Annotated in this window: 25 protein-coding genes; 15 read left to right on the top strand and 10 right to left on the bottom strand. The window is 59.5% G+C overall.

Translation table 11 applies throughout. From position 1 onward, the window contains the following. Positions 1–4: 4 nt before the first annotated feature. Positions 5–1,207, bottom strand: coding sequence for a pyridoxal phosphate-dependent aminotransferase (locus tag ACFVTJ_RS01910; RefSeq protein ID WP_386904156.1), 1,203 nt, complete (start codon positions 1,205–1,207; stop codon positions 5–7). Between the two features lie 211 nt (positions 1,208–1,418). Between ACFVTJ_RS01910 and ACFVTJ_RS01905 the strand changes: the two genes are divergently transcribed. From ACFVTJ_RS01905 to ACFVTJ_RS01890, 4 genes are all read left to right on the top strand, one after another. Continuing rightward, complete coding sequence (locus tag ACFVTJ_RS01905; protein ID WP_386904154.1) at positions 1,419–2,345, top strand: EAL domain-containing protein; 927 nt, start codon at positions 1,419–1,421, stop codon at positions 2,343–2,345. 146 nt (positions 2,346–2,491) lie between these two features. Next, positions 2,492–2,803, top strand: a complete 312-nt coding sequence (locus ACFVTJ_RS01900) for a hypothetical protein (protein ID WP_386904152.1) — start codon at positions 2,492–2,494, stop codon at positions 2,801–2,803. Positions 2,804–2,959: 156 nt separating this feature from the next. Further along, positions 2,960–3,862 (top strand): DMT family transporter, encoded by a 903-nt coding sequence (locus ACFVTJ_RS01895; protein WP_386904150.1) that lies wholly within the window; start codon positions 2,960–2,962, stop codon positions 3,860–3,862. A gap of 444 nt (positions 3,863–4,306) precedes the next feature. Beyond that, positions 4,307–4,522, top strand: coding sequence for a cold-shock protein (locus ACFVTJ_RS01890; protein WP_003494703.1), 216 nt, complete (start codon positions 4,307–4,309; stop codon positions 4,520–4,522). A gap of 86 nt (positions 4,523–4,608) precedes the next feature. Here the strand turns inward: ACFVTJ_RS01890 and ACFVTJ_RS01885 are convergent, their stop codons facing one another. Further along, complete coding sequence (locus tag ACFVTJ_RS01885) at positions 4,609–5,253, bottom strand: MBL fold metallo-hydrolase (protein WP_386904146.1); 645 nt, start codon at positions 5,251–5,253, stop codon at positions 4,609–4,611. 232 nt (positions 5,254–5,485) lie between these two features. Here ACFVTJ_RS01885 and ACFVTJ_RS01880 point away from each other — a divergent pair, with 232 nt between their 5' ends. The 4 genes from ACFVTJ_RS01880 (at position 5,486) to ACFVTJ_RS01865 (ending at position 8,958) form a co-directional block, all read left to right on the top strand. After that, complete coding sequence (locus ACFVTJ_RS01880; protein WP_386904144.1) at positions 5,486–6,085, top strand: DUF1236 domain-containing protein; 600 nt, start codon at positions 5,486–5,488, stop codon at positions 6,083–6,085. A gap of 239 nt (positions 6,086–6,324) precedes the next feature. After that, positions 6,325–6,831 (top strand): MarR family winged helix-turn-helix transcriptional regulator, encoded by a 507-nt coding sequence (locus ACFVTJ_RS01875; protein WP_386904142.1) that lies wholly within the window; start codon positions 6,325–6,327, stop codon positions 6,829–6,831. A gap of 2 nt (positions 6,832–6,833) precedes the next feature. Further along, positions 6,834–7,547 (top strand): response regulator, encoded by a 714-nt coding sequence (locus ACFVTJ_RS01870; RefSeq protein WP_386904140.1) that lies wholly within the window; start codon positions 6,834–6,836, stop codon positions 7,545–7,547. 31 nt (positions 7,548–7,578) lie between these two features. Next, positions 7,579–8,958, top strand: coding sequence for an ATP-binding protein (locus ACFVTJ_RS01865; protein ID WP_386904138.1), 1,380 nt, complete (start codon positions 7,579–7,581; stop codon positions 8,956–8,958). Positions 8,959–8,971: 13 nt separating this feature from the next. On the opposite strand, the gene ACFVTJ_RS01860 is transcribed toward ACFVTJ_RS01865, so the two are convergent. The 4 genes from ACFVTJ_RS01860 to ACFVTJ_RS01845 all read right to left on the bottom strand — a co-directional run bounded on the left by ACFVTJ_RS01860 (position 8,972) and on the right by ACFVTJ_RS01845 (position 11,334). Beyond that, positions 8,972–9,313, bottom strand: a complete 342-nt coding sequence (locus ACFVTJ_RS01860) for a tRNA-binding protein (RefSeq protein WP_386904136.1) — start codon at positions 9,311–9,313, stop codon at positions 8,972–8,974. An 11-nt stretch (positions 9,314–9,324) separates the two neighbouring features. Beyond that, entirely contained in the window at positions 9,325–10,143 is an 819-nt protein-coding gene (proC, locus tag ACFVTJ_RS01855) for a pyrroline-5-carboxylate reductase (protein WP_386904134.1), read from the bottom strand. A 1-nt stretch (position 10,144) separates the two neighbouring features. After that, positions 10,145–10,645, bottom strand: a complete 501-nt coding sequence (locus tag ACFVTJ_RS01850; RefSeq protein ID WP_004442934.1) for a YbjN domain-containing protein — start codon at positions 10,643–10,645, stop codon at positions 10,145–10,147. A 425-nt stretch (positions 10,646–11,070) separates the two neighbouring features. Further along, complete coding sequence (locus ACFVTJ_RS01845) at positions 11,071–11,334, bottom strand: accessory factor UbiK family protein (protein ID WP_065113851.1); 264 nt, start codon at positions 11,332–11,334, stop codon at positions 11,071–11,073. 308 nt (positions 11,335–11,642) lie between these two features. Between ACFVTJ_RS01845 and lgt the strand changes: the two genes are divergently transcribed. The 6 genes from lgt (at position 11,643) to ACFVTJ_RS01815 (ending at position 17,659) form a co-directional block, all read left to right on the top strand. Beyond that, positions 11,643–12,455, top strand: a complete 813-nt coding sequence (lgt, locus tag ACFVTJ_RS01840; protein WP_386905243.1) for a prolipoprotein diacylglyceryl transferase — start codon at positions 11,643–11,645, stop codon at positions 12,453–12,455. Between the two features lie 15 nt (positions 12,456–12,470). Continuing rightward, entirely contained in the window at positions 12,471–13,571 is a 1,101-nt protein-coding gene (locus ACFVTJ_RS01835) for a class I SAM-dependent methyltransferase (RefSeq protein ID WP_386904131.1), read from the top strand. Positions 13,572–13,721: 150 nt separating this feature from the next. After that, the gene (pgeF, locus tag ACFVTJ_RS01830; RefSeq protein WP_386904129.1) at positions 13,722–14,516 is read left to right on the top strand and encodes a peptidoglycan editing factor PgeF; all 795 of its coding nucleotides are present in this window, start codon (positions 13,722–13,724) and stop codon (positions 14,514–14,516) included. Position 14,517: 1 nt separating this feature from the next. Further along, positions 14,518–15,669, top strand: a complete 1,152-nt coding sequence (locus ACFVTJ_RS01825; protein WP_386904127.1) for a M24 family metallopeptidase — start codon at positions 14,518–14,520, stop codon at positions 15,667–15,669. Positions 15,670–15,758: 89 nt separating this feature from the next. Beyond that, positions 15,759–16,505, top strand: a complete 747-nt coding sequence (locus ACFVTJ_RS01820; protein WP_386904125.1) for a hypothetical protein — start codon at positions 15,759–15,761, stop codon at positions 16,503–16,505. Positions 16,506–16,726: 221 nt separating this feature from the next. Continuing rightward, the gene (locus tag ACFVTJ_RS01815) at positions 16,727–17,659 is read left to right on the top strand and encodes a ribose-phosphate pyrophosphokinase (RefSeq protein WP_010972147.1); all 933 of its coding nucleotides are present in this window, start codon (positions 16,727–16,729) and stop codon (positions 17,657–17,659) included. 298 nt (positions 17,660–17,957) lie between these two features. Here ACFVTJ_RS01815 and ACFVTJ_RS01810 read toward each other — a convergent pair whose 3' ends face one another. Genes ACFVTJ_RS01810 through ACFVTJ_RS01795 form a run of 4 tightly spaced genes read right to left on the bottom strand, consistent with a single transcriptional unit; the run spans position 17,958 to position 21,426 of the window. Then, positions 17,958–18,806, bottom strand: a complete 849-nt coding sequence (locus ACFVTJ_RS01810; RefSeq protein ID WP_386904122.1) for a phosphatase PAP2 family protein — start codon at positions 18,804–18,806, stop codon at positions 17,958–17,960. Then, positions 18,796–20,304 (bottom strand): ArnT family glycosyltransferase, encoded by a 1,509-nt coding sequence (locus tag ACFVTJ_RS01805; RefSeq protein ID WP_386904120.1) that lies wholly within the window; start codon positions 20,302–20,304, stop codon positions 18,796–18,798. Before ACFVTJ_RS01805 ends, ACFVTJ_RS01810 begins: the two co-directional genes overlap by 11 nt. Further along, entirely contained in the window at positions 20,279–20,566 is a 288-nt protein-coding gene (locus ACFVTJ_RS01800) for a lipid-A-disaccharide synthase N-terminal domain-containing protein (RefSeq protein WP_386905241.1), read from the bottom strand. Before ACFVTJ_RS01800 ends, ACFVTJ_RS01805 begins: the two co-directional genes overlap by 26 nt. Before the next feature lie 20 nt (positions 20,567–20,586). Continuing rightward, the gene (locus ACFVTJ_RS01795; protein ID WP_386905239.1) at positions 20,587–21,426 is read right to left on the bottom strand and encodes a glycosyltransferase family 2 protein; all 840 of its coding nucleotides are present in this window, start codon (positions 21,424–21,426) and stop codon (positions 20,587–20,589) included. A gap of 188 nt (positions 21,427–21,614) precedes the next feature. Between ACFVTJ_RS01795 and ACFVTJ_RS01790 the strand changes: the two genes are divergently transcribed. Then, complete coding sequence (locus ACFVTJ_RS01790; RefSeq protein WP_386904118.1) at positions 21,615–23,879, top strand: methyl-accepting chemotaxis protein; 2,265 nt, start codon at positions 21,615–21,617, stop codon at positions 23,877–23,879. The last annotated feature ends 50 nt before the right edge of the window (positions 23,880–23,929 follow it).

Here is a 23,929-nt window from a genome sequence, read left to right as displayed (position 1 = left end):
CCGATCAGCGGCAATCGGCGCAGAAGCGCTGAATGCGCTTGCAGGCTTCTTCCAGCAGCGCTTCCGACGTGGCGTAGGAAATGCGGAAGTTCGGGCCGAGGCCGAAAGCCGATCCCTGCACAACGGCTACGCCTTCGGCTTCCAGAAGCTCGGAAACGAAATCCGTATCCGTCTCGATGACCTTGCCCGAGGGAGCGGTCTTGCCGATCAGGCCGGCGCAGGAGGGGTAAACGTAGAACGCGCCTTCAGGCGCCGGGCAGCTGATGCCCTTGGCCTGGTTGAGCATGGAAACGACAAGGTCACGACGGCCTTCGAAGATCTTCTTGTTTTCCGGAATGAAATCCTGCGTACCGTTCAGAGCTTCGACAGCTGCCCATTGTGCAATCGAGCTTGCGCCCGAGGTCTGCTGGCCCTGGATCATGTCCATGGCCTTGATCAGGGGCAGCGGGCCGGCAGCGTAACCGATACGCCAGCCGGTCATGGCATAGGCCTTGGAGACACCGTTCATCGTCAGCGTGCGGTCATAGAGCAAAGGCTCCACTTCGACCGGAGTGACGAATTTGAAATCGCCATAGGTCAGGTGCTCATACATGTCATCCGTCAGCACCCAGACATGCGGATGCTTGACCAGCACGTCCGTCAGCGCCTTCAGCTCGTCATGCGAATAGGCCGCACCCGACGGGTTGGAGGGCGAGTTGAACACGAACCACTTGGTCTTCGGGGTGATCGCCTTTTCCAGCGCTTCCGGCTTCAGCTTGAAATTGTCTTCGAGCGTGGCGTCGACGAAAACCGGCGTGCCGCCGCAGATCGCCACCATTTCCGGATAGCTGACCCAGTAAGGTGCCGGGATGACGACTTCATCACCCGGGTTCAGCGTGGCCATGAAGGCGTTGAAGAGAATCTGCTTGCCGCCGGTACCGACGATCGTCTGCTCCGGCTTGTAGTCGAGGCCGTTTTCACGCTTGAACTTGTCGGCAATCGCCTTGCGCAGTTCCGGAATACCGGAAATGGGCGTGTATTTGGTCTCGCCGCGTTTGATCGCGTCAATGGCCGCTTCCTTGATATTTTCGGGCGTATCGAAATCCGGCTCGCCGGCGCCAAGGCTAATCACATCGCGGCCCTGCGCTTTCAGCTCACGGGCTTTCTGGGTAACGGCGATGGTGGCGGATGGCTTTACGCGGGAGAGAATGTCGGCAAGGAAGGCCATTTTTAATCGGTCCTATTGAGGTTGACATCGGCAGAGGCGGAAAATCCTATCTGCTGCGGCAATTTCTATGTCGAAAGACGGGCATAGTTTCAAGGTCAAAAGCCGGCTTATCTGCTGCATCGGGGAATTTAAACCTTCCTTAACCCGGAAGTAACGCTTGATACGCTACATTGGCGAGCCTAGGGGTCGTGTCTCTATAGCTGGTTGAAAAATGGCGCCCAAAAGCATCTTTTCCAGTCTTGTTCGCGAGGTCGATGGCACATGGTCCACGGCCTATGGCACCTTCAACTTGAAATCGGCTCTGCAGCCGATTTTCCGTCGCACGGCAAGCGGCATGCTGGACATCGATTCTTTCGAAGGTCTGGTGCGACCCTACCGCAACGGCGAGCCGGTGACGCCGGGCGAATTCTTCTCGCTTGTGGCAGCAGAAGACATCGAAAACATCGACAGCATCCTGCGCACGATCCATATTCTCAATACCGGCAAGCTCGACCGTTCCCGCGCCCGCATCTTCGTCAACTTCCATCCGGGCCTTTTCCAGACCCCGGCCAAAATGCGGCAGGAAGTGGAGCGCATGCGGCTGACCGCCCACGAGGCCGGCATGACGGCGGATCGCATCGTTTGCGAAATCTCGGAGAAAAAGGCCTCCGACACCCAGATGGTCGCCGACTTCGCATACCATATGCATGATATGGGTTTCCGCGTGGCACTCGACGATTACGGTGCGGGCGATTCTGACATAGAACGCGTGAAGCTCATCAAACCGGACTACGTGAAATTCGAAGCGGGGTGGGTGCGCGATTTCATGCAGAATTCGGCCGGCGCCGCCCTTTTGCGCGTCATCGTCCGCCAGTTCCGCGAGGACGGAATAGAGCCGGTCTTCGAGGGGCTGGAAACCGGCTGGCAGGTAGATCTGTGCGAAGACCTCGGCGTCCTGCTGATGCAGGGTTATGTGCTGGCAAAGCCCGAACTCGCACCGACAAGTTTCGATACACGCTTCCCGGAGCTCGGCAGTGCAAATTTCTCCCCTTCAAGGGTGGAGAGAAACGCTGCGGCGCCGGCATTCTCCCGGGAAGACCGCGCTACCGATCCGCATCCGCTGCGCCAAACCAGGACTTTCGGAAAACGCGGCCTGTGACGCCATTTGCGGCGAAATAGCCTCTACGGGCCGCCCTGCCACAATATGGCCGCAATAAATGCCGCGGAACGCCAGAATTCGGTCTCCAAGCCGTCCATTTCGAAGCCTCTTTTATCCTTTAAGAACAGGGACAAGAGGCAACAGCCATGTTTACCAACGATCGGACTTCCGTTGAAAGGTTAAGGGCGCAGAGAACGCTGTTTTCCCTCTGGATGGCCGTGGCGGCTTTTCTTGTCATCGTCACCATGGCCGCCGGCATCGCAACCTCGGCCAATGCGGCCACCGAGGCACTCGACACCCTGCACACGTCAGCCATTCCGCATGTGGCGGCCACCACCGGGGCTGGCCCTCACCTGCTGCTCATCCTTCTCTCAGCCGCTGCCTTTATCGGCCTTGGCGTTGGCGGCCTGACGCTGACCCGGCGCAGCCTGAAGGACGAGGCCCGCCGCTACAAATAACCCGCCGCCGCCTCGACTTGCGGCATCGGCACGTTGCTGCTAAAGCACCAGGGAAAGAGCCATCCGCAACTTTGGATCGGCATTTCAAAAAAATTCCCTGTTTGCCACGGCCGCGACTGAACGATCTTCCCGGCCCCTGCTGTGCTGGTGCCCATAATGACGCGTGTTCAGGCCAATATGCTGCTTCTCCTCGCAGCAGCAATCTGGGGAGGCGGCTTTGTCGCGCAATCCTCCGCCATGGCCTCGATCGGCCCGTTCTGGTTCGTCGGCCTGCGTTTCGCCATCGCCGCAATCGCCGTATTGCCCTTCGCACTCATGGAAACACGGTCGCTGAAATCGCCGCCGCGCCGCCGTGAAATCGGCAGCTTTATCCTCGTAGGGCTAGCCTTGTTCGGCGGCGCCACCACGCAGCAGGTCGGTCTTCTGACCACGACCGTCACCAATTCCAGCTTCCTGACCGGGCTCTATGTCATCTTCGTGCCTGTCATCGCCGTCCTCCTTTACCGCCGTCATCCCCATTGGGTCGTCTGGCCCTGCGCATTGATGATGCTCGGCGGCATATTTCTCCTTTCCGGCGGTGCCTTTGAGACGCTGACGAAAGGGGATATTCTTAGCATCATCTGCGCCTTCTTCTGGGCGATCCAGATTACGCTGGCGGGGCGCTTCGTCTCCGAAAGTGGCCGGCCGCTGGCGCTCTCCTGCACCCAGTTCGCGGTTTGCTCCCTTCTTAGTTGCATGATCGGTGCCGTTTTCGAACCGATCAGCATGGCGGCCATCGAAGGGTCGATGGTGGAAATTCTCTACGTCGGCCTCGTCTCCTCGGGCCTCGCCTTCGTGTTGCAGGTCATTGCACAGCGCTATACGACTGCGCCGCAGGCGGCGATTTTCCTGTCGTCGGAAGCGCTCTTCGGCGCCCTGCTGGCCTCGATCTTCCTCAAGGAAACCATTTCCACCGCCGGCTATGTCGGTTGCCTGATCATATTCGTTGCGATCCTGATCGTCGAACTGGTGCCGGAACTGACGCGCAAACGACAAAAACCCATGGCCGGAGCAGCCTGACGCGAAAAGAACTTATTTTTCTGTTTTCCCAGAAAATTGCCGCTGTGCGTTTAAATTTTTGCCGGGAAAGTCCGGCGCGAACGGCAATTATTTCAGCAATTATCGCTTATGCGGAAAAAATGTGCGGTTACCAGGCGTTATTCTACCGCAGGTTTTTATCTGACAAAAAGCCCGTGAAAACTTTTGCTTGCCAATTTTCGATAAACGCAGCAATCTACTGCGGTTCGGGCAATTTGCGAGCATGGGAAGGCCTATAAATTTGCGCACTGGGGACGCTATAAACCTCGGGCGGTGGGACGAAAAACGTTGGATGAGAACGCCATTACTTCCCGCTGCGAAGGTCCATTTTCTCAATAGTCAAAAACTGCCTGCCAACGCCCACGCGGGGCAAAACTGTAATGCTGCCTGTAGCTGAACGCGGGCAGAGCGAAAAGGACCTGATGCATGGCCGAAACTGGCACCGTAAAATTCTTCAATACCGACAAAGGCTTCGGCTTCATTAAGCCAGACAATGGTGGCGCTGATATCTTTGTTCACATCTCTGCCGTACAGGCTTCCGGCCTGTCCGGGCTTTCAGAAAATCAGAAAGTGAGCTTCGACACGGAACCGGATCGTCGCGGCAAGGGCCCGAAGGCAGTCAATCTGCAGATTGCTGGCTGACCCTAAAACGGCTTTCTTTTCTAGTTGAAGCCCGGCAGGAATGCCGGGTTTTTTTATGCGTGCTGCAGGCCTTTAAGGGCCGGAATTCAGAGCCCCTTCAGATAGGGGTTATTGAGCCTTTCCTCGCCCAGCCGCCCACCGGGGCCATGGCCGCAGATGAAACCGACATCATCTCCCAGCGGCAAAAGCTTGTCGCGAATGGACGCCATCAATTGCTCGTGGTTTCCGCCCGGCAGGTCCGTGCGTCCGACGGATCCCGAAAACAGCACATCGCCGACATGGGCGAAGTTCTGGTCGCGGTTGTAATAGATGACATGGCCGGGCGCGTGCCCCGGGCAATGATAGACCTCGAAGACGTGGTCGCCAAAGGAAACCTTGTCGCCATCCTTCAGCCAAGTGTCCGGCACGACATTTTTCAGGCCGCTGATCCCGTATTTCTCCGCCTGCACCTCGATCCTCTCCAGCAGAGGGCGGTCATCCTCATGGGGACCGACCACCGACAGGGAAAGTTTCGCGCGCAGTTCGTCGGCACCGCCGGCGTGGTCGAGATGACCATGCGTCAACCAGATTTCCTTGAGCTTGATGCCGTTTTCGGCAACGACCTGCAAAATGACGTCCACATCACCGCCGGGATCGACGACGACGCCCTCCTTGGTATCCTGATCGAACAGGATGGTGCAGTTCTGCTCGAATGGCGTGACCGGAATAATGCCCGCCTGCAACTTTCCCATGTCCTGTATCTCCTGTCTGAACTGTTCCGCCTCCTATAGCCCGCGACCCGTTGCGGCACAATGGCGCCGAAAAAGCCTCCAGATTTCATCGGCTTGGCCACCCCAAAAATAGTCATTAAATCCAGTAAGATAACCAGAAATTTTGGGCGGGCGGCGCGAATTGCCTGCGAAAAATGTGGAACGCCAAGATGGTTTCGACGTTGTAGCACCAGTCTTAAAAGGAGTGAGACACATGGACAAGACGCTTAAAATGCTGATCGCTGGCGGCGCCTTTACTTTGATGGCGGGTTATGCAAATGCCGCCATGGTCGCAACTACCGCCTCGGATCTTTCCGTCCGTTCCGGCCCCGGTGAGGATTATCCCGAAGTTGGCCTCGCCACACGTGGCAGCAATGCGGTTCTGGATGGTTGCATGGAAGGCAGCAGCTGGTGCCGCGTTGAGGTGAACGGCTTGCGCGGCTGGGCCCACGCCGAGTACCTGAACGTGATGTATGAAGGTTCGCCCGTCATTCTCAAGGAACGCCGCACGGAACTGAGCGTGCCGGTCGTGACCTACGAAAAGACCTCAAGCGTACAGGCAGAGCCGAACCCCGGTGACCCGAACCTTGGTCGCGTCGGTGAAGTAGATCCGCCGCAGTCGGTCATCACCTATATGGACGAGCATCCTGCGGACACCGTCACCTACGACGGCGATATCGCCATCGGCAGCGTTCTCCCCGCGGATACCCGTTTGGTTGAGGTCCCCGACTATCAGTATCGCTATGTCCGGGTGAATGACGTACCGGTTCTCGTAGAACCTTCGACACGTCGTATCGTCTACGTTTACCAGTAACACCACTATCATAGCGAAAAATGAAGAAGAGCGCGGCCTTCCCGCGCTCTTTTCTATTTCCGGTAAAGGCCACTCAGGATTCCAGTTGCGCCCGCACCCGCGCCATATTATCCACCGCAACAGAAAATGATCGGCGGCATTCTCCCGAGCGGACGCATTTTCGGCTATGTTTACAGAATATTGGCGTATCGACGCCTGTCAGCCTATGATCAGACAGCGCAGGATATGAAGGAACCGCAGTGCCACCGCAATCGCTCAAAACCGCCGCCGCAAGGCAGACACCGGCACTCCCGAAGGTTGACGACGGCAAGATCGACTTCGACACGATCGAGGCGCTGTTTTTCGCCTATCGCGATTTTGTCTCCGACCCCGATGTCATTCTGTCGAAGCTGGACTATGGCAGGGCGCATCACAGGGTGGTCTATTTCGTCAGCCGGCAGCCCGGCATGACCGTGGCGGATCTGCTCGACACGCTGCAGATTACCAAGCAGAGCCTCGCCCGCGTGCTTAAACAATTGATCGACGATGGTTACATCCGCCAGATGGCCGGCCCGGAAGACCGCCGCCAGCGCAGGCTTTACCCAACTCTGACCGGCCGCGAACTGGCGCTGGCGCTCAGCGAACCGCAATCCCGCCGCATCGACCGGGCGCTGGAAGGGCTCGGGCCGGACGCCCGCGCCTGCGTGCGCAAATTCCTGGCGCAGATGCGCAGCCCGACAACGTCGACCACCGTAGAGGACGAGTGACGATGGCACAGGCTCCGACAAAACGTCCACCGGCAGATGATGATGCGGCCCATCTTCTGATCGTTGATGATGACGCCCGCATCCGCGATCTGCTGCAGCGTTTTCTTGGCGACAAGGGCTACCGCATCTCGGTGGCTGCCGATGCGGCCGAGGCCCGTCGCAAGATGGTGGGCATTCGCTTCGATCTGCTCATCCTCGACGTGATGATGCCGGGCGAAAACGGACTGTCGCTGACCCGTTCGCTGAATGAGGACAAATCCGTTCCGGTCATCCTCCTGACCGCCCGCTCGGAAGCGGATTCGCGCATTGCAGGTCTGGAAGCAGGCGCGGACGATTACCTCGCCAAACCATTCGATCCGCGCGAACTCGTGCTGCGCATCAATAACATTCTGCGGCGCAACACCTCACCGGACACGCCCAAGATCGAACAGATCATGTTCGGCCCCTACAGTTTCTCCATTCCGAAGAAAGAATTGCGGCGCGGTCCCGAAACGATCCGCCTCACGGATCGCGAACAGGAGATCATGCTGCTTTTTGCCCTGCGCGCCGGCGATACGATTCCCCGCCACGAGTTGGTGGAAGCGGAATCGGAAGTGGGCGAAAGAACCATCGACGTGCAGATCAATCGTCTTCGCCGCAAGATTGAGGACGACCCTGCCAATCCTGTCTATCTGCAAACGGTGCGCGGCATCGGTTACCGCCTGAGCGTAGACTGACGAGCACCCAACGAAGGGCGAACGCACGACCATGGCGAGCCTCGATTTTCTCGACACGTTCAAAAAAAGCGCCGTGGCCAAGGCCTGGCGCTCCTCTGGCAGATGGCTGCGCCACTGGCTTCCGACAGGCCTTTATACCCGCTCGCTGCTCATCATCATTCTGCCGATGATCCTGCTTCAGGCCGTTGTCGCCGCCGTCTTCATGGAACGTCACTGGCAATTGGTGACGGAACGCCTCTCTTCCGCCGTGACGCGTGATATCGCTGCGGTCATCGAACTGCTGCAGACGGACCCGGAAGAAGACGACTATCAGCGCGTCATCCGCATCGCGCGCGAAAAGCTCGATCTCAGCGTCTATATCGAGCCGAAGACCGATCTGCCGGCGCCCAGACCCGAGCCACTGTTTTCAATCCTCGACAGAATTCTCGCGGATCAGTTGACGCAGCAGATCGGCAGACCGTTCTGGATCGACACTTACGGCAATGGCTCACTGGTCGAAATCCGCATCCAGCTGGAAAACAAGACGCTGCGTGTCTTTACCAGCCGCAGTTCGGCCTATGCCTCAAACACGCACATCTTCCTCGTCTGGATGGTCGGCGCATCGCTGGTGCTGATCGCCATCTCCATCCTGTTCCTGCGTGGGCAGATCAAGCCAATAGAAGCGCTTGCAAAAGCGGCTGAAAACTTCGGCAAGGGCCAGAAGATCAGCGGTTATTCGCCCCGCGGCGCGGACGAGGTGCGGCGCGCCGGCCTCGCCTTCATCCTGATGCGCGAGCGCATCGAGCGGCAGATGGAACAACGCACCGCCATGTTGAATGGCGTCAGCCACGACCTGCGCACCATCCTCACCCGCTTCAAGCTGCAACTGGCGCTCGCCGGCGACAATCCCGATCTCGAGGGGCTTGATAAGGATGTCGAGGACATGCAGTCAATGCTGGAGGCCTATCTGACCTTTGCCCGCACCGATGTCGAAGAGGATGTCGGCACGCTGGAGCTTCCTGATCTTCTCGAAAAAATCGGCCACGATTTCGAACTGCACGGCAAGAAATTCAGCTACGAGCTCTATAATATCGAGAGGATCATCGCGCGGCCGAATGCGCTTTCGCGCCTCGTCGCCAACCTGGCCGAAAATGCCAGACGTTACGCCAGCAATCTCCACGTCGATATCCGCAAGGCGCCACGCTCCATCATCATGACCTTTGACGATGACGGCCCCGGCATTCCGGAAATCTCACGCGAGGATGTGTTCAAGCCATTCTTCCGGCTGGACGAGGCACGTAACCTCAATGCCTCTGGCACCGGCCTCGGTCTCTCCATCGTTCGCGATATCGCTCGCAGTCATGGCGGCGACGTATCGCTCGATGCAAGCCCGATGGGCGGATTGCGGGTAATCGTCAAGCTTCCGGCTTAACGGCAAACGGCCGTCAGCACATCTTCTCACCGTTCGGCACCGGCCGTTCGACCGCGGCCAGTACGATGTCGCCGTTTGCATCGGCAAACCCAAGCGTCAGAACTTCAGATCGAAAAGGGCCGATCTGGCGCGGCGGAAAATTCACCACGCCCAGCACCTGCCGACCGACCAGACTTTCCGGCGTATAATGTACCGTGATCTGCGCCGAGGATTTCTTGATGCCGATCTCGGGTCCGAAATCTATCTTCACCTTGATCGCCGGTTTGCGAGCCTCCGGAAACGGCTCTGCCTCCACGATCGTGCCAACGCGAATATCGACCTTCTCGAATTCGGCATAGGAGATTTCGCCGCTCATGACCCGTCCCTTCAGCCCGCCAGCTCTTTGGCGCGCGTTTTCGCGGCAGCAACCGCCCTGTCGAACAGCGGCTGCATGCCGTCTTCGGCCATCAGCACGGCGAGCGCCGCAGCCGTGGTGCCGCCCGGCGAAGTCACATTTTGACGCAGGCGCGCCGCCTCGTCAGTGGACTGGTGCAGAAGCTCGCCGGCGCCGGCCACGGTTTCACGCGCCAGACGCATGGCCACATCCGCCGGCAGACCGGCTTTGCGGCCCGCTTCAGCCATGCATTCCACGAGATAAAAGACATAGGCAGGCCCGCTACCCGAAACCGCGGTGACGGCATCGATATCGCTTTCGGCATCCACCCATTCGACCGGACCGCTGACCTTCAGCAATCCATCCACCACGGCTTTAAGCTCGGGCGTCACAAGTTCATTTGCATATGCGCCGGTAACGCCACGGCCCACCATAGCTGGCGTATTGGGCATGGCGCGCACCGCGGCAACCGCACCGAAATACGAAACGAAGGTGGCAATGGTGGTGCCCGCCGCGATGGAGACCACAACCGTTTCCGGGCCCAGCAGAGGCTTTAGCGAGGGCAGCACAGCTTCCATCATCTGCGGCTTCACCGCCACGAAAAGAATGCCGGCCTTGACGCCGTCAGGCGCGTTTTCACCATGGGTCGCACCGGCTTCCGCAATCGTCGTGCGCATGGCTTCGGAGGGGCGCGGGTCAATGACGATGACCTGCGATCCCGGCACGCCTTTCTTCAGCCAGCCAGACAGCATTGCGCCGCCCATATTGCCGGCGCCCACGAGGACGAGCGGCCCGGAAGCCTTGTATACCATTTTACGCTTCTCCCACGGTCTCGAACATGACCGCTTCGATTGCACTTTTAGCATCAAGTCCCGACCAGACGACGAACTGGAATGCCTGATAATATTGCTCGCAAGCCTCCAGCGCGCTGGAGAGCAGCACTTCGACCTGTTGGTTGTTCGGCTCGGCACCCCCGGACAGAAGCAGCGACTGGCGGAAGATCACGACGTCTTCCTGTCGCCACAGATCGAAATGCCCCATCAGCACCTGACCGTTGACCTGCGACAGCAGGCAAATGACTTCGTTGACACGGTGGTCCGGCACCTTGATGTCAAAGGCGCAGGCAAGATGCAGCGCTTCGAAATCTTCCATCCATGCAAAGGAAACGTGATAATCGGCCCAGTGGCCGGCCACAGTCATGGCGATCTCGTCTTCGCCCGAACGCTCGAACGACCAGTCATTCGAGGCGGCGACAATCTCGATCATATCGACGGGATTGGACTGACGCTCAATTTCAAATTCTATCAGACTCATGCGGCACCTTCTCAGCCGGTCAGAATGTCGTGTTTTGAACGCCGGGCACAAAACGCACATACAAACCGGGATAAACATTTGAGACGATTGCCCGACACCACCAGAATAACGCATTCACCCTGTCTGGAGCTTACCGGTCTTTTCGAATCATCATTTAAAATCAGTGTATAATGGCCGAGTCCTGCTGCCACCCCTTCCCCGCCATTTTTGCCTTTTGAGCAGTGGATATCTCCTCCCCCATCACCTCAGGCGAGAGTCTTAAGCGACTCTGCCGATTGCGTTTTTTGGAAGTGTCCACAGGCCCAAAAAATTCGCGTCCGAGCACGACTTTCGGCAACCGAAGGTCAAGTGGGCCAGAGGGAGCCAAAAAACAAAAGCCCCGGAATCGCCTGCGATCCGGGGCTTCTTGGAAAAGTGATGAAGAATCAGTCCTTCGTGGCTGAAAGCTTTGCTTCGAGAGCCTCGATCCGCGCGCGCAACGCGTCATTTTCATCCCGCGCCTGAATGGCCATTTCGCGCACTGCGTCGAATTCCTCACGGCGGACGACATCCAGACTGTTGAGCCAGCGATCCGCCTGCGCGTGAAACGCCGCTTCGGCTTCCTTGCGCACACCCTGCGCGGCACCTGCCGCATCGGTCATCAGCTTGGCAAATTCATCCAGAAAACGATTGGTGCCTGTCGTGCTCATGGCGCTCATCCTTCGTCGGTTCAGGGGCATCGTCTTGCCCGCTGTTGATACCATTCAGGTAGGCACTCCACTGTCGCCTTGCAAGCGAAATCGAAAAATCCCAAGAGCTTGCGTCACCTTCGGCATGTTAAGCCACAGCTTAAAGAATCACCTTGACCGCCGTCACTGCAATCGCCATTTTCCTTGGCGTCAAAGAACCGGTGAGCATCATCGCCCGGTCCTTTGAGACAATGGGTGATCCGTTGTCCGCCCAGCAACGATGACGGAATATATACGGATTGATAGCCGCTCCCACTTCACTCGCCATCATGCCCTTCCCGAATATCGACCCGATAGCGCTGTCCATCGGTCCCCTGGCGATCCACTGGTACGGCATTGCCTATGTCGCCGGCATTATGCTCGGCTGGCTTTACGCCCGTCGCCTCGCCCGCACGGATCGGCTGTGGCCAAACAACGTGTCGCCAATCTCTGCCCAGCACCTTGATGATTTCATTCTCTGGGCAGCGGGCGGCATCGTGCTCGGCGGACGTCTTGGCTACATCCTGTTTTACGATATGGCAGCCGTCGCCGCCAATCCCATCAGGGCCATCGAGATCTGGAATGGCGGCATGTCGTTCCATGGCGGCCTGATGGGCACGACGATCGCCATGATCCTCTTCGCCCGCAAGAACGGCATTCCGGTGTGGAGCATGTTCGATATCGTCGCGGCCGTAGCACCCATAGGCCTTTTGTTCGGCCGCATCGCCAATTTCATCAATGGCGAATTGTGGGGCCGCATCGCCGATGTCCCATGGGCGGTCGTTTTCCCGACGGGTGGCCCCTTTGCACGCCACCCGAGCCAGCTTTATGAAGCCGGCCTCGAAGGCCTCGTCCTCGTCATCCTTCTCGCCATCACCATTTATGCCTTCAAGGCTCTGAAGCGGCCCGGCACCGTCACCGGCATATTTGTCTGCGGTTATGCGCTGTCACGTATTTTCGTGGAATTCTTCCGTGAACCGGACGCGCAGATCGGTTATCTCGCCGGCAACTGGCTGACCATGGGCATGGTTCTGTCCACACCCATGTTCCTGTTGGGCCTTTGGGCCGTCCTGCGCGCGCATCGCGCGACAAAAACCGCCTAAGCGGTATGGCCCGCCATGACCACACCGCTCGCGCAACGCATCAAATCCCTTATTCGGCTTAACGGACCGCTCAGCGTCACGGACTATTTCTCGCTGTGCCTCGCCGACCCTGAACACGGTTATTACAGGAGCCGCGAACCCTTCGGCCGTTCGGGTGACTTCATCACCGCACCTGAAGTCAGCCAGCTTTTTGGGGAAATGCTTGGTGTTTTCGTCGTCCACGCCTGGCAACGGCATGGCGCACCCGGGCAAACGCAGCTGGTCGAAATCGGCCCCGGCCGCGGCACCATGATGTCGGACATGCTGCGGGTGATCCGCCGCATCGCGCCACCGCTTTATGAGACGATGCGGGTCCATCTTGTCGAGACCAGCCCCCGCCTTTCCGCCATCCAGAAGGAAACGCTGGACGAACATGCGGGTCGGCTGGCATGGCATGACAGTTTCGACGACGTGCCTGAAGGTTTCCTGCTGCTTGTCGCCAACGAACTTTTCGACGCCATTCCGATCCGGCAATTCGTCAGGACGCCGCAGGGTTTCCGCGAACGCGTGGTTAGCCTCGATGCCAATGACAACCTTGTCTTTTCGACGGGTCTTGCCAGCATAGACCCGGCCCTGCTGCCGCCGCAACCCGAACGGCAGCCGCTTGGCGCCATATTCGAGATTTCCCCTGCCCGTGAAGCCGTCATGACCGCAATCTGCCAGCGCCTCTCCGCCCATGGCGGCACCGCGCTCGCCATTGATTACGGCCACCTGGTCGCCGGTTATGGCGATACGCTGCAGGCCATGCGCAACCATGCCTTCGACCCCGCGCTGGCGCATCCCGGCGAAGCAGATTTGACCAGCCATGTCGATTTCGAAAGTCTTGTAAAAACGGCCGAGGCAACCGGCGTTCACGTCAACGGCACGCTGCGACAGGGCGACTTCCTATATGGCCTGGGCCTTAAGGAAAGAGCCGGCGCGCTCGCCGCCAAGGCAACGCCCGACCAGACGCTTGAAATTGCCGAAGCGGTGAACCGTCTCGCCGGCGAAGGCGCCGGCAAGATGGGGGAACTTTTCAAGGTCATCGCCGTTTCAAGTCCCGCGCTTCATCTTCTGCCGTTTCGCGCAGTGGATTGACAGCGCGACAAGCTCTGGGCCAACATCGCCACGACACACGAAGCAGGCACACTGCATCACACCGCCGCGCAATGCCGCGGCAACAGGAAACATCTCGCTTAACCCACTTCCACGGGCCAACAGCGATATTCTCCAAGGAATTCCCACACTATGCAGAACGCAACGCTCCCGCTCCCGCTCCAGTCACCCCTGCTGACCGCATCAGGTGAAAACCGCGTCCGCCACGGTTTCTTCACCCGGCAGGGCGGCGTCTCGGAAGGGCTTTATCAGGGCCTCAATGTCGGCCTCGGCTCCCATGACGAGCCCGAAAAGGTGCAGGAGAACCGCCGTCGCGTGACAGAATGGTTCGGCCTGCCCTCGGGCCGCCTCGCCACCGTTCACCAGGTCCATTCCCCCGATGTCCTCGTGGTCGATGACACCTATGACGGCAGTCGCCCGCAGGCGGACGCCCTGGTGACGGCGACGCCGGGTTTCGTGCTGGGCGTCTTGAGCGCCGATTGCGGGCCTATTCTGTTTGCGGATGCGGAAGCGGGTGTCGTGGGTGCCGCCCATGCCGGCTGGAAGGGCGCGCTCTTCGGCGTGCTTGAAAACACCATCGAGACCATGACGAAGCTCGGCGCCAGACGCGAGCGCATCGTCGCCTCGCTCGGCCCCTCCATCAGCCAGAACAATTACGAGGTCGGGCCGGAATATGTGGCGCGCTTCACCGATATCGATCCAGCCTATGCGGCGTATTTCGGCGAGACGGAGAAGCAGGGCCATGCCCTGTTCGATCTCAAGCAATTCACCATAGATCGCCTGACCGCAGCCGGCGTGAAGGCGGAAAATCTCGGCCTCTGCACTTATCCGGACGAAGAGCGGTTTTATTCCTATCGCCGCACCACCCACCGCGCCGAACCCGATTACGGCCGGCAGATTTCTGCAATCGCAATTCTGGAGGACTGACATGGCCCTGCATTTCGAGCTTTCGGAATTCGATGCCCGCCGCGAGCGGCTGCTCGCGAAAATGGCCGAGGAGAAGCTGGACGCGCTGCTGCTTTTCGCGCAGGAAAGCATGTACTGGCTGACCGGTTACGATACTTTCGGCTACTGCTTCTTCCAGACGCTGGTGGTGAAATCGGACGGCTCCCTGAACCTGCTGACACGCTCGGCCGATCTGCGTCAGGCCCGCAATACTTCCATCATCGAGAACGTCCTCCTCTGGGTCGATCGACCCAATGCCGACCCGACTCTTGATCTCAAAAACCTGCTGAGCGATCTCGACCTGCTGGGCGCAAAGATCGGCGTGGAATATGACACCCACGGCATGACCGGTCGTGTCGCCCGCCTGCTGGACAACCAGCTTGCCAGCTTCGGCCAGATGGTTGACGCCTCCTATCTCGTCAGCACCCTCAGGCTCGTCAAAAGTCCCGCTGAAATCGCCTATGCCCGCAAGGCTGGCCAGCTGGCCGATGAGGCTCTGGATGCGGCACTGCCCCTCATCAAGCCCGGCGCGGACGAAGCCGCCATTCTCGCGGCGATGCAGGGTGCGGTGCTCGCGGGCGGCGGCGACTACCCTGCCAATGAATTCATCATCGGCTCAGGCGCGGATGCGCTTCTCTGCCGCTACAAGGCAGGCCGTCGTGTCCTCGACAGCAAGGATCAGCTGACGCTGGAATGGGCCGGCGTCAGCGCCCATTACCATGCCGCCATGATGCGCACTGTGGTGATCGGCGAACAGGATTTCCGCCAGAAGGAGCTTTACAGCGCCTGCCTGCAAAATCTGACAGCGATCGAGGAGGTATTGCGCCCCGGGCAGACATTCGGCGACGTCTTCGACGTGCATGCCCGCGTGATGGACGAGCGTGGCCTCACCCGGCACCGCCTGAATTCCTGCGGTTATTCACTGGGCGCGCGTTTTTCGCCCTCCTGGATGGAGCATCAGATGTTCCATTCCGGCAATCCGCAGGAGATCACCGCCGACATGACGCTCTTTGTGCACATGATCGTGATGGATTCCGATTCCGGCACGGCCATGACGCTCGGCCAGACCTATCTCACCACCGACGGCGCCCCGGAACCGCTCTCGCGCCATAACCTCGATCTTCTCACAGCTTAAATCGCCACCGGGTTTGACAGACCGGGAAAACCGCCCTTACATTGCGCCACCTTGGGCACGAAGGAGCGGAACATGAGAGGGAAAATCGCATGAGCCGGACGGGGTTCACCCCCCTTTGTCAGGCCATCATTGTTCCAGCGCTTGTCCTGACCCTGTCAGGCTGCAACACGACGGAAGCGCTGACACCGCAGGTGGATGTCGGCCATAATAGCTCGCAATCGACGCCGGTAACGCAGGGCGACCTCGACCAGATGGCGGCCGCCGCCGACCGTGCGCCCACCGGCGCCCCGGCAACCGCGACATCCGTTCCCGCCTACGCCCCGCAAAACTCGTTGCAGGCGCAGGCACAGGCGCTGTCCAACGGCAACCAGTATGGCGAGCCGCTCCGCCAGAACCCGGCTGCGGCCCCGCCCGCCGTCGCGCAATCTGCCCCCTCGCAGCAGTCGGCGTCGCTTGCACCTGCCTCTTCGGCAAACTCCATCCGCTTCCTGCCCATCATCGGTGCGCCCGTTCAGGCCGTCACCCCGCTGTCGCGCCAGCTCGGGGCCGAAGCACGGGCGAAAGGGCTGACCATCCGCGCCTCAAACGACAATTCGGCCGAAAACATCCTGAAAGGGTATTTCTCGGCATTTGCCGATGGCGGCAAGGTCAATATCGTTTACGTCTGGGACATTCTCGACGCCAATGGCGTTCGGCTGCACCGCCTGCAGGGACAGGAAAGCGTCGCGGCAAAAGGCAGCGATCCTTGGGCAGCAGCAACCGACAGGGTCATGCAGGATATCGCCGCAAAAACGCTGGGCGAGTATGCGTCATGGAAGCAATCTCAACGCGGATGAGGTGAAACGACGGGAGAAGTCACAGAGATTTCACGAAAATCATTGCGAAAGCGCGGAGTCCTCTTGCAATCGGAAGCAACAGCGCTATTAAGGCGCGCATGGCAACAAGGCGTATCCGGCAAAGGCTTTTCAGCCGGATGTTCCTCCCCTTGAACGACGCTTTGGTTACGGTGGATTGAGCCCCGTGGCGCAAGGCGATGGCATGGAAACAGGCGGCCGCAATGAAGGTTTTCGCAGGCAATTCGAACCGGCACCTTGCCGAAGCGATCTGCAAGTATCTGAACGTTCCTCTCGGAAATGCCACTGTAAAGCGGTTTGCTGACCAGGAAATATTCGTAGAAATCAGCGAGAACGTTCGCGGCGAAGACGTCTTTATCGTCCAGTCCACCTCCTTCCCGGCAAATGATCATCTGATGGAACTGCTCATCATGATCGATGCCATGCGCCGCTCCTCGGCCAAACGAATTACCGCGGTGCTGCCCTATTTCGGTTACGCCCGCCAGGATCGCAAGGCAGGCCCCCGCACCCCGATTTCCGCCAAGCTCGTTGCCAATCTGATTACCGAAGCCGGCGCCGACCGCGTTCTCACCCTCGATCTTCATGCCGGCCAGATCCAGGGCTTCTTCGACATCCCCACCGACAATCTCTTCGCAGCGCCCATTCTCGCCCGCGACGTGAAGGACCATTACGACACCAACAATGTCATGGTCGTTTCGCCTGATGTCGGCGGCGTGGTTCGCGCCCGTGCCCTGTCGAAGCGTCTCGACTGTCTTCTGGCAATCGTTGACAAGCGTCGTGACCGTCCGGGCGAATCCGAGGTCATGAACGTCATCGGCGATGTCTCGGGTAAGGATTGCATCCTGATCGACGATATCATCGATTCCGGCGGCACGCTCTGTAACGCCGCCGAAGCGCTGCTGAAAAAGGGCGCGACCAGCGTTACCGCCTATATCACCCACGGTGTACTCTCGGGCGGCGCGGTTGCCCGCGTGGCCTCCTCGAAGCTGCGCGAACTCGTCATCACCGACAGCATCCAGCCGACCACCGGTGTGCAATCCGCGCACAATATCCGCGTGGTCAGCACCGCCGGCCTGCTCGGCGAGGCGATCAACCGCACCGCGCAGGAACAGTCTGTATCCGGTCTGTTTGACTGAATAAATTCAGCAATCGCCCCGAGGGCTGCCAAATTCGCTCCGATTTTTTGCGGCCTGCGCTTGAGCTGAAGTGGGTCCACATTCACTCAACGTCATCCTCAGCCTTGTGCCGAGGATCTAACCATATCAATAAAATCAAGACGTTGCAGATAACGGGGATAAGCCCGAGCATGACGTCCGCGTAATTGGCAGGTTTACAGCCAGTCAAGGAGCGCTGATTTTTTCGTGTCCAGTTCAAGGCGGAAATGTATAGCCGCTGCCCCCTTCACCTCAGTGAGGCCCCACCCGGAACTTCCCCTTAAGACGACGCCGCACCTGTATCCGGGGGCCGTTGCAAACGCGTGGCTGCGGCCTTGATTTTCGGCCACCAGCGCCGAACACGGGCAAGAACGGCATGGCGTCCATTGCGCCAAAGGCTCATCGTATCGGCGGAGACGGCATCACCCGTGAAGAGGTGGCGGTGGCGGCTTATCGCCAGCACCCGGTACAGAAACAGTGTCGTGAGGGCAGAGAACAGGGTGGACATCACCACATCGCTGAGGAAATGCCCGCCGGCTGCGATGCGAAGACCGGACATGAGGATGATTGCCCCGGCGGAAAGGCCGCCAACCACCCATCGGCCATAGGGACGCAGGCGCGGCCAGACAAGCACGCAGAACGGCAGGAAAAAGCTCGCGATCAGCGCGGTTTCGCCCGAAGAGAACGAACAGTTCGAATAACATTGCGTGCTGAACTGGAAAGGCGGCGTGAACAGCTGATGCCCGCCAAATTCGGTAACGCTGAACGGACGCGCGCGGCCGATCATGGCCTTCAGCACGCCATTGACGAGGAGCCCGGCGCAGAGGATCACGGGACCACACAGGAACGCCCAGACCCGCCAGCCGGTTCGCTGCAGAGCGCCCAACCGGAGATTACCGACGAGGGCGAGGAAAGCCAGAAGCGCGGCGAGCTCGACACCTTCCCGCAACGTGTCGCGCAGCCATTCGGGAAACGGCTCCCGGCCAGGCCATGGCTGTCCTACAGGCGAAAAGAACAGGGCGGAGAAGCGAAGATCAATTGAAGGAAAGGTCGCAAACAGGATCACCAGCGCGAGCGCGGCGAGCGTCACCCAGATGGTGATCCGCATATGCGAGAGATCATTGTCCATTGGCGCGCTCCGGAATGCACTGTGGCGGCAGGCGCCACAGCCCGATTTCCTTACCCTCGACATAGCCCGGGCCGGCGGTCCAATGCGCCACCGGCGCCGCGCCGGCAAGGCATGCCGGCAAGCCATCCGCACTTGCCAGAAACAGCGGATTTTTCGCTTCGCCCGGCTTCAGCGGATAAAGAAGGGCATAGTGGCTGGAGGGCACACCGGTTTCGGGAAGTGCGCGCGTCAACACCTGCTTCTCGTCCCGCAACTGGTAAAAAAGCTCGGCCAATATCGAACGATCATTGGCGACGATAGCGTCCGCCCCTACCTCACGCGCCCGCGAGAGGCCGGTCGACACCAACTCGGAGCTTCCAAGATAACGTGCCATCGCCAGTTTACCGTTCGGCAGGCGCAAGCCTGTTCCCGCAATCGTCATCAGCGGCAGCGCGATGGCGACGATGCCTCCGAGGACCAGCGTGGATACGATGAGCCAACGTCGTGATGCCAGGACCGGCGTGGCCAGAAGCACGCCTGCCGCATAAGCCCCGACCGCCCAGTTGGCGAGGGCACGCGACATCAGGCCCTGTGCCGTGATCAAAAGCACGATCGGCACGGAAAGAGCGACAAGCGCCCGGGCTTCGCCGGTTTTTGCGCGGAATGTCGCAACGATCATGCCGACAAAAACGTATGGTCCGACCACACCCGCTTGCGAGAAGAAAAATTCGAGCGCCGAGCCGATCTTCAGCTGTACGCCGTGCCAGTTCGCATTGTCAGCCGTGTGGCGCGCGGTCATGAAATCATGCGCGGCGTTCCACCACAGATTGGGCGCGACGACAGCAAGGCAGATCAGCGCGGCAATCGCCGCGTCGCGCAGCCGGATACGCCATGCCTCGCAAAGCCACCCGGCCGCGATGAAGCAGGGCAGAAAATAGATCATCGCATATTTCGACATCAGGCCGAGGCCGAAACAGAGGCCGAGAGCGATGCTCCAGCCAAGCGCACCCCTGCTTTCAGCCCGTGCCTGCGCAAGCTTCCTGACCGAAATCATCGACAGCACGATGAACAGCATCATCGGTGTATCAGTCGAGATCAGTAGGCTGCCGAGTGTCACGGCGGGCAGCGTCAGATAGACAAGGGCGGCCAGCGAGGCGAGCCTGACATCATAGATCATACGGCCGAGCACAAGAATCGCCGCCGCCGCAACGCCATGCACGACAGGGGCGGCCAACCGCACCTGGAACGTACCCTCGCCGCCGCCCAGAATCGTTGCAGCGCGAATGAGCCAGCCAATCAGCGGCGGCTTGGAATAGGCTCCCAGCGCCATCTCCCGGCCCCACAGCCAATATTGCGCCTCGTCGAGGAAAAGATCAGTACGGTTGAAGGCCAGCGCAAGAATCCGCAGCGCCGTCACGACAATGATCGCTGTGACCGCAAATGTCAGCCAACGGCGCTCTTCGCCTACCTGCGCATTCGGCAGGGCCACTCCATCATGCATGCTGGCGGCGTTCTGCATGGATCAGCCAAAGATTTCGAGCATAGATGAGTAGGCCGGAAGCCTGTCCGAGAACGAAGACCGGGTCGCGCCGCCACAGCGCATAGGAAAGCAGCACCAGACCGCCAAGAATGGAAAAATACCAGAAGGCGACCGGCATGACCGAACGGTTCGCCCGTTCAGAGGAAATCCATTGAACCAGAAAACGCATGGTGAACAGCATCTGGCCCATGAAACCGGTCAGGACCCATACAAATTCTTCCCAGCTGTTCACATGCAGCATGGACCATAAAGCCGGTACGTTCACGGCAATGTCTCCGTTATGAAAGTTTCAGCCCAGCTTGACCGCTTGCGCCGGCGCAAAAGCCAGGCGACGCCGATCAGGTCGTGGATCCCAACAAGCGCGCGGCCGATATTGGTGTAGTGGGAATTGCCGTGCTGCCGCGCCCGGTGCGTGACGTCGACATGGGCCACCTGCCAGCCGTCGCGATTAAAAAGCGCCGGGAAATAGCGGTGGTGGTGATCGAAATAGGGCAAGGCAAGATAGGCGTCGCGACGAAAGGCCTTGAGCCCGCAACCGGTATCGCGCGTGCCGTCCTTCAGGATGCGTGCGCGCAATCCGTTGGCGAAACGCGAGGAAAGGCGTTTTCCGAGCGTATCACGCCGGCCGACGCGCTGGCCGGCCACGAGACCGAGCCGGCTGGGCGCAGTGGCGGCGAGAAGCGGCGCAAGAAGTGCCGGCAGATTGTCCGGCGGGTTCTGGCCGTCGCCGTCAAGCATGCAGATGATGGGCGCGTGCGCCGCCTGCACGCCGCTATGGATTGCCGCCGATTGCCCACCCTGACGGTCATGCCTGACAAGCCGCAGCATGGGGTAACGATCACCGAGTGAAAGCACCGCATCCACCGTGCGGTCAGAGGATGCGTCGTCCACCACCACGATCTCGAAGGTGCCGACCGGCTGGCAGGCAGCCACGATCTCGGCCACGAGCGTTTCAACACTCGCTTCTTCATTATGCATCGGCACGATAACCGCAAAATCCGGGATCGATCGCAAAGGGGCTCCGTCATATCCATCTGCTCGGGTTCCGCAGACATCATCGATAGTGGCGAGAGAAGGAGCGCGAAAAGCTTGCATGAATATGAACAGCCGTTGATCTTCGCTGCATATGCGCCTGCTCTATTGCAGTTTTATAACGCAGGTGTGTCGGTGGCTGTTGAAGTTATTTCACGGCATGCGGGAAATAATCGTACAATTCGCAACCCTTTAACGCGACCGTAAGCAATTTTTGCCACCGTGCGGTCACGTTTTTTTTGGGGGGAGGAAACAGGATGCCGGGTGCAAATCCGACTGCTGTCAAAGCTAAATCATTGTCGATCAAGGCCAAATTTGCGGCGCTCGTCACGGGCGCAACACTGGTTTCCTGCCTGTCCGTGGGACTGTTATCCTACGAGATGGGCAAATCGGGCCTTATCGACGCCAGCGAAATCAGGCTCGAAACGGTTGCAAGCAACCAGTCCAAGCAGCTTGACGCCTATACGTTGCGTGTCGAACAAAGCATCACCGAACTGTCGCAGAATGCCGCGATCGCCCAGTCGCTGGACGCGATGACCGCCGTCGTGCCGACGGAAAAGGACGCCATCATCCAGGCTTTCCGCCGCGAAGGTGTTTCCGAAGAGGAGCGTGCCTCCTTCAATGGTGAAGGGTTACGACTGCTTTATGCCATTCGCCACGCGACCATCAACGCCGCGATCGCCAGCGTCTGGCGCAATACCCGCGTCAGCGACATTTACGTGATCGACAAGAACGGCCTCATTATCTATTCCGTGACCAAGGCAAAGAACTTCCTCACCAACGTGACGGAACCGCAGAACGCCGCGATCAACGACCTCTTCCAGCGCATCGAAGCCGGCAAGGACGGCGTCATCAGCACGACCGGCTTCACCGGCGGCGACAATGATTCGGCCATGATCGGCATGCCGCTCGCGGTCTCAAACTGGGGTCAGATTCAGCGCAAGGGCGCCGTCATCATGCGTATTGCCGCCGATCGCATCGGGGCTGTGGTCACTCCCGAAGAAACCGGCAAGACCATCGACGACGCCGTTCTTCTAAGCGCGGAGGGCAAACGTCGCACCGGCGTTCTCTCGGGTGGCGCTGAAGCCGCCATTTCCGAAAATCTTGCGGCCCTTTCGGGTGCAAGTGATGCTGGAATGGTGATGGCAGAGACGCCTGCCGGCAACATCTTCTATGCCTATCGCCCGGTCACCGTGTTTGGGCAGAAGCATCTTCTGGCCATCGGGCAGCAGGAGAGCAAGGTGCTGGCCGCCGCAAACGATCTCGCCTTCTGGGCAACCGTCGCAACGCTGGCCGTGCTTGCGATCATGACGCTGATCGGTATTTTTGTGTCCGCCAGTCTCACCAAGCCGTTGACCGGCCTTGCCGGATTGATGGAGCGCCTCAACGGCGGTGAGAACGATATCGAAATCAAGGCGGTTTCCCGCGGCGATGAGATTGGCACCATGGCACGCGCGCTGGAATCCTTCCGCCAAGGTATTCTGGACAAGCAGCGCATGGAAACCGAAGCCCATCGCAAGGGCGAAGAACTGGACGAAGAGCGCGCCCAGCGCGAAATGGAGAAGGCAAGAAGCGCCAAGGAGCTGGAAGAAGCTGTCGATGCACTCGCCACGGGCCTTGCCAATCTGGCCGCCGGCAGGCTCGATCTTCGCATCGAAAAATCCTTTGTGCCCTCACTCGATCATCTGCGCGTCGACTTCAACAACTCCATGGCGGGGTTGGAAGCGACGATCTCCAATATCGGCGAAAGCGCCAATGCCATCCGCTCCGGCTCCGGCGAACTGAAGAGCGCATCGGAAGACCTTTCACGGCGCACCGAACGCCAGGCCGCAGCCCTTGAAGAGGCGGCCGCAGCGCTCGGAGACATGACGCAGGCCGTCAATCTCTCACTGTCGCGCTGCAATGTCGCCGTCGAGGCAACGGCGGGCACGATGCAGGATGCTCACAAGTCCACGGCGGTCGTGAAAGAAGCGATCGTCGCCATGGAGCGCATCGAGACATCGTCGGCGAAGATCCGTCAGATCATCGACGTCATCGACCAGATCGCCTTCCAGACCAATCTTCTGGCGCTTAATGCCGGTGTGGAAGCTGCGCGCGCCGGTGAGGCCGGAAAGGGCTTTGCCGTCGTGGCGCAGGAGGTTCGCGAACTGGCCCAGAAATCGGCAGCCGCCGCCCGCGACATCACGCAGCTCATCGCCACCTCTGCGGGCGATGTGGAAAGCGGCGTGGCGCTGGTTCTGAAGACCGGTGAAAGCCTGGAGCAAATCCAGAAGCGCATCCAATCGGTCAACGACCAGATCGGCGACATCGCCACCGCCTCGCGCGAACAGTCAGGCCGCCTCAGCGAAATAAACGCCTCTGTCAACGAACTCGACCATGTGACGCAGCAGAATGCGGCCATGGTGGAGCAAACGACGGCCGCCGCCTTCTCGCTGGCCAGCGAGGCGGATGGCCTGACCGAACAGGTGGGGCAGTTCTCGGTAGGTGACGCCCGGCATCACGACCAACGTTACGCCGCGTAAACACATCAAAAAGGCCGGAGGCGAAACCTCCGGCCTTTAATTTCACCTAA

Origin of the sequence: Agrobacterium sp. NPDC058088, from assembly GCF_042885035.1 — a bacterium.
Lineage (GTDB): Bacteria > Pseudomonadota > Alphaproteobacteria > Rhizobiales > Rhizobiaceae > Agrobacterium.
This window is presented reverse-complemented; position numbering and strand designations above follow the sequence as displayed.